A 14,650-nucleotide genomic window follows, 5' to 3' on the forward strand; every position below is an offset into this window, starting at 1 on the left:
GGCGGACGGCGGACGGCGGACGGCGGCGCAGGGGCCCGGCACACGCAAGGTGCCGGGCCCCGGCGTCGTACCGAACCTGTGTACCGCCTGTGCGCACCCTGCCCGACCTGGCGAAACGAAGTGTTCATACCCTGTGCATGGCCTTGCGGCGAATGCCCCGGAGACCATCGGTTCACCATGCCCGTTCGTCACCGTCGCAGCTTCTCGCCATGCCCGCTTCGCCGTCGCCCGCCGCCGTTCAGGAGACCGCATGCCCAGCCGCCGCCGCTTCCTCGCCGGTTCGGCCGCCGCCCTCGGTGTGGGCGGGGCGGCCGTGGCGTGCCGGGCCGGTGACGGTGAGGCGGCCACGCCGGTCCGGCGGCAGCCGGGCCAGGGGCAGAAGGTCAAGGCGTCCGCCGTCCCGGCGATGCAGCCCCTGCCGGCCCGCCCCAACTTCGTGGTGATCGTCGCCGACGACCTCGGGTACGGCGAACTCGGCGTCTACGGCCAGAAGTTGATCGACACCCCGCGCATCGACGCCCTCGCCGCCGAAGGGCTGCGGTTCACCGACGCCTACGCGGCGGCGCCGGTCTGCGCCCCGTCGCGCTGCTCACTGCTCACCGGTCTGCACAGCGGCCACTCCACGGTGCGGGAGAACCCGAGGGGCCCGAGCGGCCAAGGCGCCCTCGCCGAGAGCGACTTCACCTTCGCCGAGGCGCTGCGCGCCCGCGGCTACCGTACGGGCATCATCGGCAAATGGGGCTTCGGCCCCGAGCGGGCCGGCCAGCCGAGCCACCCCAACTCCCGCGGCTTCGAGGAGTTCTACGGCTACCTCACCCACCGCCACGCGCACGAGTACTACCCCGAGTACCTGTGGCACAACGGCAGCCGAGAGGACATCCCCGCCAACCGCGGCGGCGCCCGCGCCGTCTACGCACCCGACCTCGTCGAGCAGCACGCGCTCGCCTTCCTCGACGCGCACCAGGACGAACCCTTCCTCCTGTACCTCGCCCCGACGCTGCCGCACGCCCCCAGCCGCGACCCCCACCTCGGCCGGTACGCCGACGCGCCCTGGCCCCGCGCCGACCGGGCGCACGCCGCCCAGGTCACCTCCTTCGACACCCTGGTCGGCAAGGTCGCCGACCGGCTCACCGCCCTCGGCGCCGCCGACCGCACCCTCGTCCTGGTCACCAGTGACAACGGCCCGCACGAGGAGGGCGGCACCGACCCCGAGCTGTTCGACGCGGGCGGCCCGCTGCGCGGCTACAAACGCAATCTCTACGAGGGCGGCATCCGCGTCCCGCTCATCGCCTGGTCGCCGGAGAGCGTGCCGTCCGGCACCACCGACCGGCCCACCCCGCTCACCGACCTGCTGCCCACCCTCGCCGACCTCGCGGGCGCGCCCGCCCCGTCCGACCTCGACGGCCTCTCCCTCGCCCCGCTGCTGCGCGGCGCCACGGCGGACACCGCCCGCCACGACCACCTGTACTTCTACCGGAACCACAGCGAAGCCACCCCGCGCGCCGACGCCGTCGACGGCGGCCGGGCGCGGCGCCTCGCGGAGGCGCTGCGGCGCGGGGACCTCAAGGCGGTGCGGTTCGCGCCGGGGCGCGACCGCGACGTGCCCGACGACCGCTGGGACGTCGAGCTGTACGACCTCGCCAAGGACCCCGGCGAGGAGCACGACCTCGCCGCGGCCCGGCCCGCCGACGCGGACGCGCTGGTGCGGCTGATGCGGGGGTCCTGGGCGGACGGCTACGAGCGGGAGGGTTTCGGGGTCACGCTGCGAGTGGAGCGTGAGCAGAGCCGGTTGCGGGTGACGGCGACCCTCGTCAACGGCTCGTCCCGGCCGTGGGCCGCCGTCCGGCTCGGCCTTGCCGTGCCGGACGGCTGGCGGGCCCGCGCGCTCGGCGCCGTGACCGCAGACCGTCTCGCGGCGGGGGCGCGGTGCGCCGTCAGCTGGACGGTGACTCCCGCGGTGGGCGCCGGTGCCGCGTCGGTCACCTGCCGCGGTACGGCGCGGTACGCCGGGGCGGCGGTCGCGTACGAGGCCAGTGCCGACGTGCCGGCGGCAGCCTGAGCGTTCCGCCGGACTGCCGCGATCCGCAGCCGGTCGACCGCGGCGCCGTTGTGGCTGGTCGCGTAGTTCCCCGCGCCCCTATGCGGGCGCTCCCGGTCGCCACCCCAGCGCCCGCGACATGCCCCGGCCCGCCAGGCGCACCGCCGGGATCAGTACCGGTACTTGGGCGTTGTCATGCGGTACCACCACTGACACGGCCGCGGTCACCTTGCCGTCCCCGTCGCGCACCGGTGCCGCCACCGACAAGGCGTCGTCGGTGACCTGACGGTCGCTCACCGCCACGCCGGTGCGCCGTACTTCGGCGAGCGCCCGGCGCAGCCGTACCGGATCGGTGAGCGTGTGCGCGGTGAAGGCGGCGAGCGGGGCCGCCGCATAGGCGTCCTGGAAGTCCGGGGCGCCGTGGGCGAGCAGGGCGAGGCCGACGCCCGTCGCGTGCAGGGGCCAGCGGGCGCCCACCCGGATGCGGACGCCGACCGAGGAGCGGCCGGCGATCCACTCGATGTAGACGACCTCGGTGCCGTCCCGCACCGCGAGCGCGACGTTCTGGTGCGTGGCCTCGTACAGGTCCTCGAGGTACGGCAGCGCGACCTGGCGCAGGCCCAGTCCGCGGGGTGCGAGGGCGGCGAGTTCCCACAGCCGCAGCCCCACGTGGTAGACGCCGGACTCGTCGCGTTCCAGGGCGCCCCACCGGGTGAGGGCGCCCACGAGCCGGTGCGTCGTGCTGAGCGCGAGCCCGGCGCGGCGGCTGATGTCCGTCAGGGAGAGCGCCGGATGGGCGTGGTCGAAGGCGGCGAGCACGGCGAGGAGCCGGCCCGGCGCGGAGCGCGCGGACGCCGGCGGGACGGCATCGGCGGTCATCGGCGGTCGTCGGTGGTCATCGGCGGTAGTCGGCGCGGCGTCAGCCGAGCTCGGCCTCGGCGACGCGTCGCAGCAGCGTGTGCAGCGTCTCCCGCTCGGCTCCGGTCAGCGGCGCGAGCAGGTCGTTGGTCACCCGCAGCCCCGCCTCGTCGGTGTCGCGCAGGAACGCCCGGCCGTCCCCGGTGAGGACCACGATCCGGCTGCGGCGGTCGTCGGGGGAGGGGCGGCGTTCGGCGAACCCGAGCCGTTCCAGGTCGTCGACCAGGCCGACGATCGCGCTGGGGTCGTAGCCGAGCCGTGTGCTCAGCTCCCGTTGCAGCGCGCCCTGCGAGCCGGCGAGGAAGCGCAGCAGCGCGTAGTGGCGCAGCCTCAGCCCGGATTCCTGGAGAAACGTGTTGAAGACCTGTCCGGAGCGCAGGCCGAGCCGGTACAGCAGGTAGCCGGTGTCCGCGTGCAGTCCCCGCATCCACGGTTCCTGAGCGTCGATCGGAGCGTCGATCGGGGCTGCGCTCCCGGTGTCGGTGGCGGCGTGCGGCTGGCGGGCGATGGCGGGCTCCCTGGGCAGGGCCCCCGGGCGGGGGCGGAGGTGCGTACAGGGTCCAGCATGGCGCACGGCCCGGTCGGCAACAACTATTGACGGCGACAATTATTGTCCCTAGCTTCGATCTCGCGACGGTCGTCCCGCCCCGACGGCGGCGGCCGGCCCGTTCCCCGGCCCCCGCGCCCGTACCCCGTACTCCGCCCGAAGCGCGCTCTCCTCCCGAAGGGACATTTCCCCGTGCCCAGCATCGATCTCACCGGCAAGGTCGCCGTGGTCACCGGCAGCGGCCGCGGCCTCGGCCTCGCCTACGCACACGCCCTGGCCGCCGCGGGCGCCTCCGTCGTCGTCAACGATCTCGACGAGACCGTGGCCGGACAGGCCGTCAAGGACATCACCGAGGCGGGCGGCAGCGCCGTTGCCGAGGCCGTCGCCGTCGGCACCGCCGAGGCCGCCGACCGGCTGGTCCGGCGTGCCGTCACGGAGTTCGGGCGGCTGGACGTTCTGGTGACCAACGCGGGCATCCTGCGCGACAAGGTCCTGTGGAAGATGACCGACGACGACTTCGACGCCGTGGTCACCACCCACCTCAAGGGCACCTTCACCTGCGCCCGCGCCGCCGCCGTACGGATGCGCGAGCAGGGCGAGGGCGGCAGCCTGATCCTGGTCGGCTCCCCGGCGGGCCAGCGCGGCAACTTCGGCCAGACCAACTACGCCGCCGCGAAGGCGGGCATCGCCGCCATGGCCCGTACCTGGTCGATGGAGCTGGCCCGCGCGAACATCACCGTGAACGCCATCGTGCCGGTGGCCGCCACCGCGATGACCGAGACCATCCCCGCCTTCGCCCCGTACGTCGAGGGCATGAAGCGGGGCGAGCCGCTGCCCGGGTTCCTGCGCAGGGGCGAGGGCTTCGGCACGCCGGAGGACTGCGCGGCCCTGGTGCCCTTCCTCGCCTCCGACGCCGCCCGGGAGATCACCGGACAGGCCATCGGCATCGGCGGCGACAAGGTGGTTCTCTGGTCGCACCCGCAGGAGATCAGGGCGGCCTACGCGGACGGCGGCTGGACCCCGGACGCCCTCGCCGACGTCTGGCCCGCCTCCCTCGGCGCCGAGCCGCAGACCGTCGGCATCCCCGCCCCGAAGCTCCCGGAGGCGTGAGCGCCATGACGTCCCTCAACGTCGAGGACCTCGTCGCGATCGACGTGCACACCCACGCCGAGGTCTCCTCGAGGGGCCACTCGTCCCTCGGCGAGGAACTGCACGCCGCCTCCAGCGCCTACTTCAAGGTGGCGGGCAAACGGAAGCCGACCCTGGAGGAGACGGCCGCCTACTACCGCGAGCGGAAGATGGCCGCCGTGATCTTCACGGTCGATGCCGAGTCCGCGACCGGCACCGCGCCCGTGCCCAACGAAGAGGTCGCCGAGGCCGCCGCCGCCAACCCGGACGTACTGATCCCCTTCGCCTCCATCGACCCCTTCCGCGGCCGGGCGGGCGTGCGGCAGGCCCGCCGCCTGGTCGAGGAGTACGGGGTGAAGGGCTTCAAGTTCCACCCCAGCATCCAGGGCTTCTTCCCCAACGACCGCTCGGTGGCGTACGCGCTGTACGAGGTGATCGAGGAGACCGGGGCCATCGCCCTCTTCCACACCGGCCAGACGGGCATCGGCGCCGGGGTGCCCGGCGGGGGCGGCATCCGGCTGAAGTACTCCAACCCCCTGCACGTGGACGACGTGGCCGCCGACTTCCCGCATCTGAAGATCATCCTGGCGCACCCCTCCTTCCCCTGGCAGGACGAGGCCCTGGCCGTCGCCACCCACAAGCCGGGCGTGCACATCGACCTGTCCGGCTGGTCGCCCAAGTACTTCCCGCCGCAGCTCGTCCAGTACGCCAACACCCTGCTCAAGGACAAGGTGCTCTTCGGCTCCGACTACCCGGTGCTCACCCCGGACCGCTGGCTCGCGGACTTCGCGAAGCTGGAGATCAAGGACGAGGTCCGCCCGAAGATCCTCAAGGAGAACGCCGCCCGTCTGCTCGGCCTGACGCAGGCATAAGGAGGGTCATGCGCAACGAGGGACTGGGGTCGTGGCCCGCCCGCCGGGCCCGCAAGACCCCGCACCGCACCGCCCTGATCCACGAGGACACGAGCCTCACCTACGCCGGACTGCACACCCGCACCACCCGCCTCGCGCACGCCCTGCGCGCCCTGGGCGTCCGCCGCGGCGACCGCGTCGCCTTCCTTGGCCCCAACCACCCCGCGTTCCTGGAGACGCTCTTCGCGGCGGGCGTCCTCGGCGCGGTCTTCGTTCCCCTCAACCCCCGCCTCGCCGGACCCGAGATCGCCTACCAGCTGCGCGACTCGGGCGCCAAGGCCCTGATCCACGCACCGTCGTCGGCCGCGCTCGTCGCGGGCCTGCCGGGCCACGCCGACGTCCGTACGTACATCGAAGTCGGCGCGGAGTACGAGGAGTTGATCGCCGCGGCGGACGGCGAGCCGGTCGATCAGACCGTCGCCGCCGACGACACCTGCCTGATCATGTACACCTCGGGAACCACGGGCCGCCCGAAGGGCGCCATGCTCACGCACGCCAATCTCATCTGGAACGCCGTCAACGTCCTCGTCGACCACGACCTGGCCGCCGACGAACGCGCCCTGGTCTCCGCGCCGCTCTTCCACACCGCGGGCCTGAACATGCTCACCCTGCCGGTGCTGCTCAAGGGCGGCACCTGCGTCCTGGCGGCGTCCTTCGACCCGGGCGGCACCCTCGACCTGGTCGAACGGCACCGGATCACCTTCATGTTCGGCGTGCCCACCATGTTCGACCAGGTGGCCCGCCACCCCCGCTGGGCCGCCGCCGACCTGTCCTCGCTGAGGCTGCTCACCTGCGGCGGCTCACCCGTACCGACCCCGCTCATCGCCGCGTACCAGCGGCGCGGCCTCACCTTCCTCCAGGGCTACGGCATGACCGAGGCCGCGCCCGGCACCCTCTTCCTGGACGCCGAGCACGCCGTCGCCAAGGCGGGCTCGGCGGGCGTGCCGCACTTCTTCAGCGACGTACGGGTGGTACGGCCCGATCTGACGCCCGCCGCGCCCGGCGAGACCGGCGAGGTGATCGTCCGGGGGCCGCACGTCATGCCCGGCTACTGGGGGCTGCCCGAGGAGACGGCCGCCGTGTTCGCGGACGGCTGGTTCCGCAGCGGCGACGCCGCCCGGGTCGACGAGGACGGCTACGTCTTCATCGTCGACCGCATCAAGGACATGATCATCTCCGGCGGCGAGAACATCTACCCGGCCGAGGTCGAGGACCTGCTCCTGGCCCACCCCGACGTGGTCGAGTGCGCCGTCATCGGCGTCCCGGACGACAAGTGGGGCGAGGTGCCGCGCGCCGTCGTGGTCCTGCGCGACGGCGCGGAACCCGACCCGGACGGCCTGCTCGCGTCGCTGGCCGGACGGCTCGCCAGGTACAAGATCCCCAAATCCGTGGTGGTCGCGGACGCGCTCCCGCGCACCGCCTCCGGAAAGCTCCTCAAGTCCCGCGTCCGCACCCGCTACGGCACCACGTCCCCGAACTCATCGGACAGGAACGGCACATGACCCTCACCGTCAACGGCATCGACGAACTGAAGAAGCTCGCCGGCGGCGACCTCGGCACCAGCGAGTGGATCGAGGTCACGCAGGAGCGCATCGACACGTTCGCCGACGCGACCGGCGACCACCAGTGGATCCACGTCGACCCCGAGCGGGCGGCGAAGGGACCCTTCGGCGGCCCGATCGCGCACGGCTACCTGACCCTCTCCCTCTTCATCCCGCTCTTCACCGGCCTGCTGGAGGTGGAGGGGGTCGCCACGAAGGTCAACTACGGCCTCGACAAAGTGCGCTTCCCCGCCCCGGTGAAGGCCGACTCGCGCATCCGCCTCGCCGCCCGGCTCGCCTCGGTCGACGACGTACCCGGCGGAGTGCAGATCGCAGTGGACGGCACGATCGAGATCGAGGGCGGCGCCAAACCGGCCGCCGTCCTGCGCAGCCTGTCCCGCTTCTACGCCTGACCGCGCCCGCTCCGACCGCGCCCGACGCGATTCGCCTTGGCGTGACCGGCCGCACGAGTGATCATGGCAGGACGGTCGATCACGACAGGGCGAGGCGAGGCGGGAGCGGTATGAAGCTGACGATTCTGGGCGGCGGCGGATTCCGGGTGCCGCTCGTGTACGGGGCGCTCCTGAAGGACCGGGGCGAAGGCCGCGTCACCCGGGTCGCGCTGCACGACGTGGCCGCTGACCGGCTCTCCGCCGTGGCCCGGGTCCTCGCCGAACAGGCCGCGGGCGACCCGGACGCGCCCGAGGTGACCGCCACCACCGACCTGGACGAGGCGCTGCGCGGCGCCGACTTCGTCTTCTCCGCGATCCGGGTCGGCGGCCTCGAAGGCCGGGCCGAGGACGAGCGGGTCGCGCTCGCCGAGGGCGTCCTCGGCCAGGAGACCGTCGGCGCGGGCGGCATCGCGTACGGACTGCGCACCGTGCCGGTCGCCGTGGACATCGCCCGGCGCGTCGCCCGGCTCGCCCCCGACGCCTGGGTCATCAACTTCACCAACCCGGCGGGCCTGGTCACCGAGGCCATGTCCCGCCACCTCGGCGACCGGGTGATCGGCATCTGCGACTCCCCGGTCGGCCTCGGCCGCCGGATCGCCCGGGTGCTGGGCGCCGACCCGGCCACGGCCTGGATCGACTACGTGGGACTCAACCACCTCGGCTGGGTACGCGGACTGCGCGTCGCGGGCCGCGACGAACTCCCGCGGCTGCTCGCCGACCCGGCGCTGCTCGGCTCCTTCGAGGAGGGCCGGCTCTTCGGGCCCGACTGGATCCAGGCCCTGGGCGCGGTGCCGAACGAGTACCTGCACTACTACTACTACAACCGCGAGACCGTACGCGCCTACCAGGAGGCCGAGCGTACCCGCGGCGCCTTCCTGCGCGACCAGCAGGCCGCCTTCTACGAGGAGACGCGGCACCCGGACACCGCCGCGCTGGCCGCCTGGAACCGCACCCGCGCCGAGCGCGAGGCGACGTACATGGCGGAGAACCGGGACGCGGCGGGCGCGGGCGAACGCGAGGCCGAGGACCTGTCGGGCGGCTACGAGAACGTCGCGCTCGCCCTGATGCGGGCCATCGCCCGCAACGAGCGCGCGACCCTGATCCTCAACGTCCGCAACCGCTCCACGCTCGCGGAGCTGGACGCGGACGCCGTGATCGAGGTGCCGTGCCTGGTCGACGCGGGCGGCGCGCACCCCGTGGCCACCGCCCCGCTGCCGGACCACGCCGCGGGCCTGGTCCGCTCGGTCAAGGCGGTGGAGCGCGAGGTGCTGGCAGCGGCGGAGTCCGGCTCCCGTTCCACCGCCGTCAAGGCGTTCGCGCTGCACCCGCTGGTCGACTCGGTGAACGTCGCCCGCCGCCTGGTCGACGGCTACACGGCGGTCCACCCGGGGCTCGCCTACCTGCGCGGGTGAGCGAGCCCCGGGCACGTCAGCCGGTGAAGCCGGCCGTGATGGACGTGAACTGCCAGGTGTTCTGGCTGATCCCGGAGCAGTTGCTCACCACGCCGCCGCCCGGGCAGGGCCGGTCGCGGTTGACCGACCAGAAGGCGAGCCGGGCGAGGTGGTGCCCGTTCGCCCAGTCGCGGATCTGCTGCCAGATCGCCGGGGTGGTGTTCTCCTGCTGGTCGCTCAGCCCGTTCATGCCGGAGATGCCCATGTGCGCGTAGGCCGTCGCGTCGTCCCAGCCGAAGACCGACTTGAGCTTGGTCTTCAGACCCTCGGACGCGTTGACCGTGTTGCCGTACATGTCGGAGCCGCCGCCGAAGTCGAACGGCATGATCGTGAAGACGTCGATGCCCGCGTTCAGCGCCTTCGCCTGCTCGATGAGCCGGTTGCCCCAGGAGGTCGGACCGGTGGTGGACGTCCCGAAGGTGACGATCGTCTTCAGGCCCGGGTTGTTGGCCTTGACGGTCTTCAGGGCGGTCAGGATGCGGTCCTGCACAGTGGCGTTCTCGAATTCGTCGGTGTTCTCGACGTCCATGTCGATCGTTTTGAGGCCGTAGGCGTCGATCACCTTCTGGAGCGCCCCGGCCAGCGCGGCGGCGGAGGAGCAGTTGGCGCCGAGCTTGCTGCCGGACCAGCCGCCGAACGACGGGACGATGTCACCGCCCGCGGACCGGATCGAGTTGATGACGCTCTGGTCGGTGCCGCCGGTGAGCGGCCTGCTGCCGTCCCAGGCCGGGTTGCAGCCGCCCTGGTCGAGCATGAACGCCATGGTGTACCACTTGACGCCGGTCGCGCTCATCACCGAGGTGGCGCTCGGCGGATCGCCCCAGCCGAGGTAGAGGTACGGCGCGGCCTGCTTGAAGCCGGTGCCGCCGCTGCCCGCGTCCGTGGTCACGGCGACGGAGTTGGAGGCCGGTGAGGTGTTCCCGGCGGCGTCCCGGGCCTTCACGGTGAAGGTGTAGGCGGTGCTCGGCGAGAGACCGCTGACCGTCGCGCTCGTACCGGACACGGTCAGCACCTGATTGGTGCCGCTGTAGACGTCGTACGCGCTCACGCCGGTGTCGTCCGTGGCCGCGTTCCAGGCCAGCGAGACGCTCGACGAGGTCTTGCCCGTGGAGCGCAGGCTCGTCGGAGCGGTGGGCGCCTGGGTGTCGGAGCCCCCGCCGCCCGGCCCGTCGAGGCTGATGTCGTCGGCGTAGTAGGTGCCCTGCGCGTACCAGCCGTGCGTGTACACCGTGACGCTGGTCTGCGCGGCACCGGTGGTGAAGGGCACGGTGAGCTTGCTGTACGCGGTCGGCGAGGTGGTCCACGTCGAGGCGCCGCCGTCGACGCCCAGGTAGACGTAACTGCCGCGCACCCAGCCGGTCAGGCTGTACGCGGTGTTCGGCCGGACCGCGACGGTCTGGCTGCACTTGGCGATGTCACTGGAACCGACGGCGCCCGCGAGCGCCTTGGAGCCGCCGTGCACCGGAGTGGAGACGACGGAGCCGGCGGAGCCCGTACAGCTCCAGGGCGTCAGGCTCCCGGACTCGAAGCCGGGGTTGGACAGGACGTTGGCCGCGTGGGCCGTGCCGGGCCAGGCGACCGCCCCGGCCAGGGCCAGGGCGGCGGAGCCGAGCAGCGCGAGCAGCCGGCGTCCGGAGCGTGTGAAGGGTCTTCCGAGCGATGAGACGCGCACGCGATCTCCCTGAGGAATGGGGGGTGTTCGGGAGGTGCGCAACCAAGTTGGTGTGGACCAATCCGGCTGTCAAGAAGCTGTGCGCATATTGGTCCGGACCAGTCCGGGGGAGTCCGCCGGGGGAGTGCCGGGGCACACCAGGAGCGCCGGGGGCTTCGCCGGGCCGCCTTGTCGTCGCACGGGCACCTGTGTTCTTGTGTTCCCGATCGAGTGCGCGCCGTGAACGGGAGGGGAGCGGGAGTGGAGTCGACGGCCGGCCGCCCGGGACATCTGCTGGCCATCAGCGATCTGCACATCGGATACGCCGAGAACCGCGCCCTGGTCGAAGCGATGCGCCCCACCTGTGACGACGACTGGCTGCTGGTCGCGGGAGACGTCGCGGAGACCGTGGCCGAGATCCGCTGGGCGCTCGCCACCCTCGCGGAACGCTTCAGCAAGGTGATCTGGGCACCCGGCAACCACGAGCTGTGGACGCCCCCGAAGGACCCCGTCACCCTGCGCGGCACCGCCCGCTACGAGCACCTCGTCGCCCTCTGCCGCGAACTCGGCGTCCTCACCCCCGAGGACCCCTACCCCGTCTGGGAGGGACCCGGCGGACCCGCCGTCGTCGCACCCCTCTTCCTCCTCTACGACTACTCGTTCCTGCCGCAGGGCTGCGTGACCAAGCACCAGGGACTGGCCTACGCCGAATCGACCGGGGTCGTCTGCACCGACGAGTTCCTGCTCCACCCCGACCCGTACCCGAGCCGGGATGCCTGGTGCCGGGCCCGGGTCGCCGAGACCGAGCGCAGACTCGCCGAACTGCCCGGGGAACTGCCCACGGTGCTGGTCAACCACTACCCGCTGGACCGGCACCCCACGGACATCCTGCGCTACCCCGAGTTCGCCATGTGGTGCGGCACCCGGCTGACCGCCGACTGGCACCGAAGATTCCGCGTGGCGGCGATGGTCTACGGCCATCTGCACATCCCGCGGACCACCTGGCACGAGGGCGTCCGCTTCGAAGAAGTGTCGGTGGGCTACCCCCGTGAGTGGCGGGGGCGTCCGGGACCACCGGCAACGCTGCGCCGCATTCTGCCGATGGAGGTCAAAACCGGTGATCGAGGAGCTGCTCCCGGAGTCGGTCGTGGCCGTGGAGGCACACGGTGACGACGGGACCGGGCCGGCCGCGCTGTACCCGGAGGAAGAGGCGCTGATCACGCGGGCCGTGGCCAAACGGCGGCGCGAGTTCACCGCCGTGCGCGGCTGCGCCCGGCGGGCCATGGAGAAGCTCGGCGTACCGCCGCAGCCCGTCCTCACCGGCGAGCGCGGGGCCCCGCGGTGGCCCGCGGGACTGGTCGGCAGCATGACGCACTGCGACGCGTACTGCGCCGCCGCGCTCGTCCCCGCCACCGACCTCGCCTCGCTCGGCATCGACGCCGAACCGCACGCCCCGCTGCCCGAGGGCGTCCTCGACTCCATCGCCCTGCCCTCGGAACGGGAGCGGCTGCGCCGGCTGACGGCGGACACCCCTGGCATCCACTTCGACCGGCTGCTGTTCAGCGCCAAGGAATCCGTCTACAAGGCCTGGTTCCCGCTCACCCGGCAGTGGCTGGACTTCTCCGAGGCGGACATCGCCCTGCGCACCGACCCGGCCGTACGGGAGGGCGTCGGCTCCGGCGGCTTCAGGGCCGAACTCCTCGTACCGGGACCGCTGGTCGGCGGCGCGCGCGTGGCCGCCTTCCACGGCCGCTGGACCGTCCAGCGCGGCCTGCTCGCGACCGCCGTCACGGTGGAGCACGGCGCACCCCCGGAAAAGAGCTGACCGGCGCCGGTCAGCCCGGGTCGGGGCACCAATGATGGAGGAGCCGGAAGAACGCCTCCTCGTTCCCCGCGAGTCCCGCCTCGGCCAGCGCCCGCTCCGCCTCCGCGAGCGCGGCGGGCGGCACCACCACGGGCCCGTGCCCCTCGGCCGGACCGTCGAAGGCGGCCCGGACGGTGTGCAGGAGCCGCAGATAGGCCTGGACGGCGGCGCGTTCGTGATCGGTCAGTACGGCTGTCTGCATCGGACGGCTCTCCCCGGGTCGTCGACTGATCCAAGCGGCACCCGGCGCATGGACGCGCCCGGCACGACACCAGCTTGCCGCCCACCACTGACATCGCCCCTCCACCGCCCGCCCGGCCGCCCGCTCAACGGAGCCGAAACCTGACCGAAATCCCCGGTGAGAAACGGCTTTTACGCTGGAAGGAAGCGGAGTGAGAAGGCCGGGGGCCGTCTCGGCGGCGGCCGGCGGAACGGGAGGCGCACCGTGCCCCGACGTACCGTCCTGGCTGCCCCGGCGTACCCCGCGGCTGCGCCCGGTGGCCGACGGAGAACTCCGGCTGCGCCACCGCGTCGTGCACGGCTACCGCCGCGCCTACCGCCTCGCGGGCCAGGGCCCGCCGCTCGTCCTGATCCACGGCATCGGCGACTCGTCGGCCACCTGGGCCGGACTGATCCCCGACCTCGCCCGCACTCACACCGTGATCGCGCCGGACCTGCTCGGCCACGGCGCCTCCGACCGGCCGCGGGCCGACTACTCGGTGGCCGCGTACGCGAACGGGGTACGGGACCTGCTGGCCACGCTGGACATCGAGTCCGCGACGCTCGTCGGCCACTCCCTGGGCGGCGGCGTGGCGATGCAGTTCGCCTACCAGTTCCCCGAGCGGACCGAGCGGCTGATCCTGGTCAGCGCGGGCGGCGTCGGCCGCGAGGTCAACCCCGTCCTGCGGGCGATCACCCTGCCCGGCGCCCACCTGCTGCTGTCCCTGCTGCGGCTGCCGGGCATGCGGTTGCAGGTGGAGCTCTTCGGCCATCTGATGCGGCTGCTCGACACCGACCTCGGGCAGGACGCGGCGGAGCTGCTGAACATCGTGGACGCGCTGCCCGACCGGACGTCCCGCAGCGCCTTCGTCCGTACGCTGCGCGCCGTCGTCGACTGGCGCGGGCAGGCGGTGACGATGCTCGACCGCTGCTACCTCACCGAGGGCATGCCGACGATGCTGCTGTGGGGCGACCGCGACGGCGTGGTCCCGGTGCGGCACGCGTACGGCGCGCACGAGGCGATGCCGGGCAGCCGGCTCGAGATCTTCGAGGGCGCCGGCCACTTCCCCTTCCACCGCGACCCGGCCCGCTTCCTCGCGCTCGTCGAGGAGTTCACGGCAACCACGCCACCGGCCGACTGGAGCCCCGAGCACTGGCGCGAGCTCCTGCGGGCGGGCGGCCCCACCACCCAGGACCACACGCCGGACCTCAGGGAAGCGAGCGAACGCAGCGCGACATGAACGCGCCGCCCGCCCTCACCCCTCGGGCCGCCTGACGCTCTCCAGGAGCATGTCCAGCCACTCCGCGACCTTGTCCCGGTGCTGGTCGGTGGGGAGCTGCGCGGCCCGCCAGGCGATACCGCGCACCCCGTGGTCCTGGAGCAGCCGCTCCAGCGGGTCGTCGGCACGGGCCGCCGCGCGCTCCTGGTCGGCGAGCCGGTGCAGCAGCTCCTGCTCGGTCCGCTGCAAAGCGCTCGCGAGAGCCTCCGGGTCCTCGGCCGTGAGGAAACCGGCGTGCACGCGGAAGAAGCGCTGGATGGCGTCGCAGTGCTCCATGGTGGGCCGCCGGTCGCCGTTGATCAGCGCCCCCGCCTGCTGCCGGGACATCCCGGCGCCGTCGGCGATCTCCTGCTGGGTGTACCGGCGTCCGCCGGGCTTGAGCCGGGTGCGCCGCAACAGCCCGAACCGCTGAAGGAAGCGCTGTTGCAGATCGGGTTCCCCGGCGGGCCGCCCGTCCAGCAGGGCGGTGACCACGGCCTCCGGAACACCGGACTCGGCCGACAGCCGCCGGACGTCGAAGACCTCGCCGTGCTCGGCGCCGAGCCGGTCGGCGAGCGCGGTGACCCGTGCCACGACGGCAGGCAGCACAGCCGTCGCCGCGCCCGCACCGCCGAAGCCTCCGGTCACCGACAGATCTCCTACATCTCTCT

At 73.0% G+C, this 14,650-nt stretch carries 14 protein-coding genes; 9 read left to right on the forward strand and 5 right to left on the reverse strand.

All coding sequences use genetic code 11. The annotated features are described in order from the left end of the window. The first annotated feature begins 250 nt into the window (after nt 1-250). On the forward strand, nt 251-2,059 hold the full coding sequence (locus tag ACFV6E_RS35190; RefSeq protein WP_385467261.1) for a sulfatase-like hydrolase/transferase: 1,809 nt from the start codon (nt 251-253) through the stop codon (nt 2,057-2,059). A gap of 78 nt (nt 2,060-2,137) precedes the next feature. Here ACFV6E_RS35190 and ACFV6E_RS35195 read toward each other — a convergent pair whose 3' ends face one another. Together ACFV6E_RS35195 and ACFV6E_RS35200 are read right to left on the reverse strand one after the other, a co-directional pair. Then, the gene (locus ACFV6E_RS35195; protein ID WP_385467264.1) at nt 2,138-2,917 is read right to left on the reverse strand and encodes an IclR family transcriptional regulator; all 780 of its coding nucleotides are present in this window, start codon (nt 2,915-2,917) and stop codon (nt 2,138-2,140) included. Between the two features lie 40 nt (nt 2,918-2,957). After that, nucleotides 2,958-3,383, reverse strand: coding sequence for a MarR family winged helix-turn-helix transcriptional regulator (locus tag ACFV6E_RS35200; RefSeq protein WP_385165482.1), 426 nt, complete (start codon nt 3,381-3,383; stop codon nt 2,958-2,960). A 312-nt stretch (nt 3,384-3,695) separates the two neighbouring features. On the opposite strand from ACFV6E_RS35200, the gene ACFV6E_RS35205 reads away from it, so the two are divergent. From ACFV6E_RS35205 to ACFV6E_RS35225, 5 genes are all read left to right on the forward strand, one after another. After that, nucleotides 3,696-4,613 carry an SDR family oxidoreductase gene (locus ACFV6E_RS35205; RefSeq protein WP_385165479.1) on the forward strand — a complete coding sequence of 306 codons (918 nt, stop codon included), beginning with the start codon at nt 3,696-3,698 and terminating at the stop codon, nt 4,611-4,613. A gap of 5 nt (nt 4,614-4,618) precedes the next feature. Further along, complete coding sequence (locus ACFV6E_RS35210; protein ID WP_385165476.1) at nt 4,619-5,503, forward strand: amidohydrolase family protein; 885 nt, start codon at nt 4,619-4,621, stop codon at nt 5,501-5,503. 8 nt (nt 5,504-5,511) lie between these two features. Continuing rightward, a complete protein-coding gene (locus ACFV6E_RS35215) occupies nt 5,512-7,044 on the forward strand; it encodes a long-chain fatty acid--CoA ligase (protein ID WP_385467267.1) in 1,533 nt (510 codons plus the stop codon). Next, nucleotides 7,041-7,496: a MaoC family dehydratase gene (locus tag ACFV6E_RS35220; protein WP_385165472.1), complete on the forward strand. Its 456-nt coding sequence runs from the start codon at nt 7,041-7,043 to the stop codon at nt 7,494-7,496. Before ACFV6E_RS35215 ends, ACFV6E_RS35220 begins: the two co-directional genes overlap by 4 nt. A 110-nt stretch (nt 7,497-7,606) precedes the next feature. After that, nucleotides 7,607-8,947, forward strand: a complete 1,341-nt coding sequence (locus ACFV6E_RS35225; protein WP_385467270.1) for a 6-phospho-beta-glucosidase — start codon at nt 7,607-7,609, stop codon at nt 8,945-8,947. A gap of 16 nt (nt 8,948-8,963) precedes the next feature. Here the strand turns inward: ACFV6E_RS35225 and ACFV6E_RS35230 are convergent, their stop codons facing one another. Further along, nucleotides 8,964-10,658, reverse strand: coding sequence for a carbohydrate binding domain-containing protein (locus ACFV6E_RS35230; RefSeq protein WP_385467273.1), 1,695 nt, complete (start codon nt 10,656-10,658; stop codon nt 8,964-8,966). Nucleotides 10,659-10,898: 240 nt separating this feature from the next. On the opposite strand from ACFV6E_RS35230, the gene ACFV6E_RS35235 reads away from it, so the two are divergent. Next, nucleotides 10,899-11,807, forward strand: a complete 909-nt coding sequence (locus tag ACFV6E_RS35235; protein WP_385165463.1) for a metallophosphoesterase family protein — start codon at nt 10,899-10,901, stop codon at nt 11,805-11,807. After that, a complete protein-coding gene (locus ACFV6E_RS35240; protein WP_385165460.1) occupies nt 11,755-12,462 on the forward strand; it encodes a 4'-phosphopantetheinyl transferase in 708 nt (235 codons plus the stop codon). The genes ACFV6E_RS35235 and ACFV6E_RS35240 overlap by 53 nt, the downstream gene beginning before the upstream one ends. Nucleotides 12,463-12,472: 10 nt before the next feature. Here ACFV6E_RS35240 and ACFV6E_RS35245 read toward each other — a convergent pair whose 3' ends face one another. Next, nucleotides 12,473-12,703 carry a hypothetical protein gene (locus ACFV6E_RS35245; RefSeq protein WP_385165457.1) on the reverse strand — a complete coding sequence of 77 codons (231 nt, stop codon included), beginning with the start codon at nt 12,701-12,703 and terminating at the stop codon, nt 12,473-12,475. 265 nt (nt 12,704-12,968) lie between these two features. Between ACFV6E_RS35245 and ACFV6E_RS35250 the strand changes: the two genes are divergently transcribed. Further along, nucleotides 12,969-13,961: an alpha/beta fold hydrolase gene (locus tag ACFV6E_RS35250; RefSeq protein WP_385467306.1), complete on the forward strand. Its 993-nt coding sequence runs from the start codon at nt 12,969-12,971 to the stop codon at nt 13,959-13,961. A gap of 15 nt (nt 13,962-13,976) precedes the next feature. Here ACFV6E_RS35250 and ACFV6E_RS35255 read toward each other — a convergent pair whose 3' ends face one another. Next, on the reverse strand, nt 13,977-14,627 hold the full coding sequence (locus ACFV6E_RS35255; RefSeq protein ID WP_385165451.1) for a helix-turn-helix domain-containing protein: 651 nt from the start codon (nt 14,625-14,627) through the stop codon (nt 13,977-13,979). Between the last annotated feature and the right edge of the window lie 23 nt (nt 14,628-14,650).

This window comes from Streptomyces sp. NPDC059785, from assembly GCF_042732375.1.
In the GTDB taxonomy this organism is placed as follows: Bacteria; Actinomycetota; Actinomycetes; order Streptomycetales; family Streptomycetaceae; genus Streptomyces.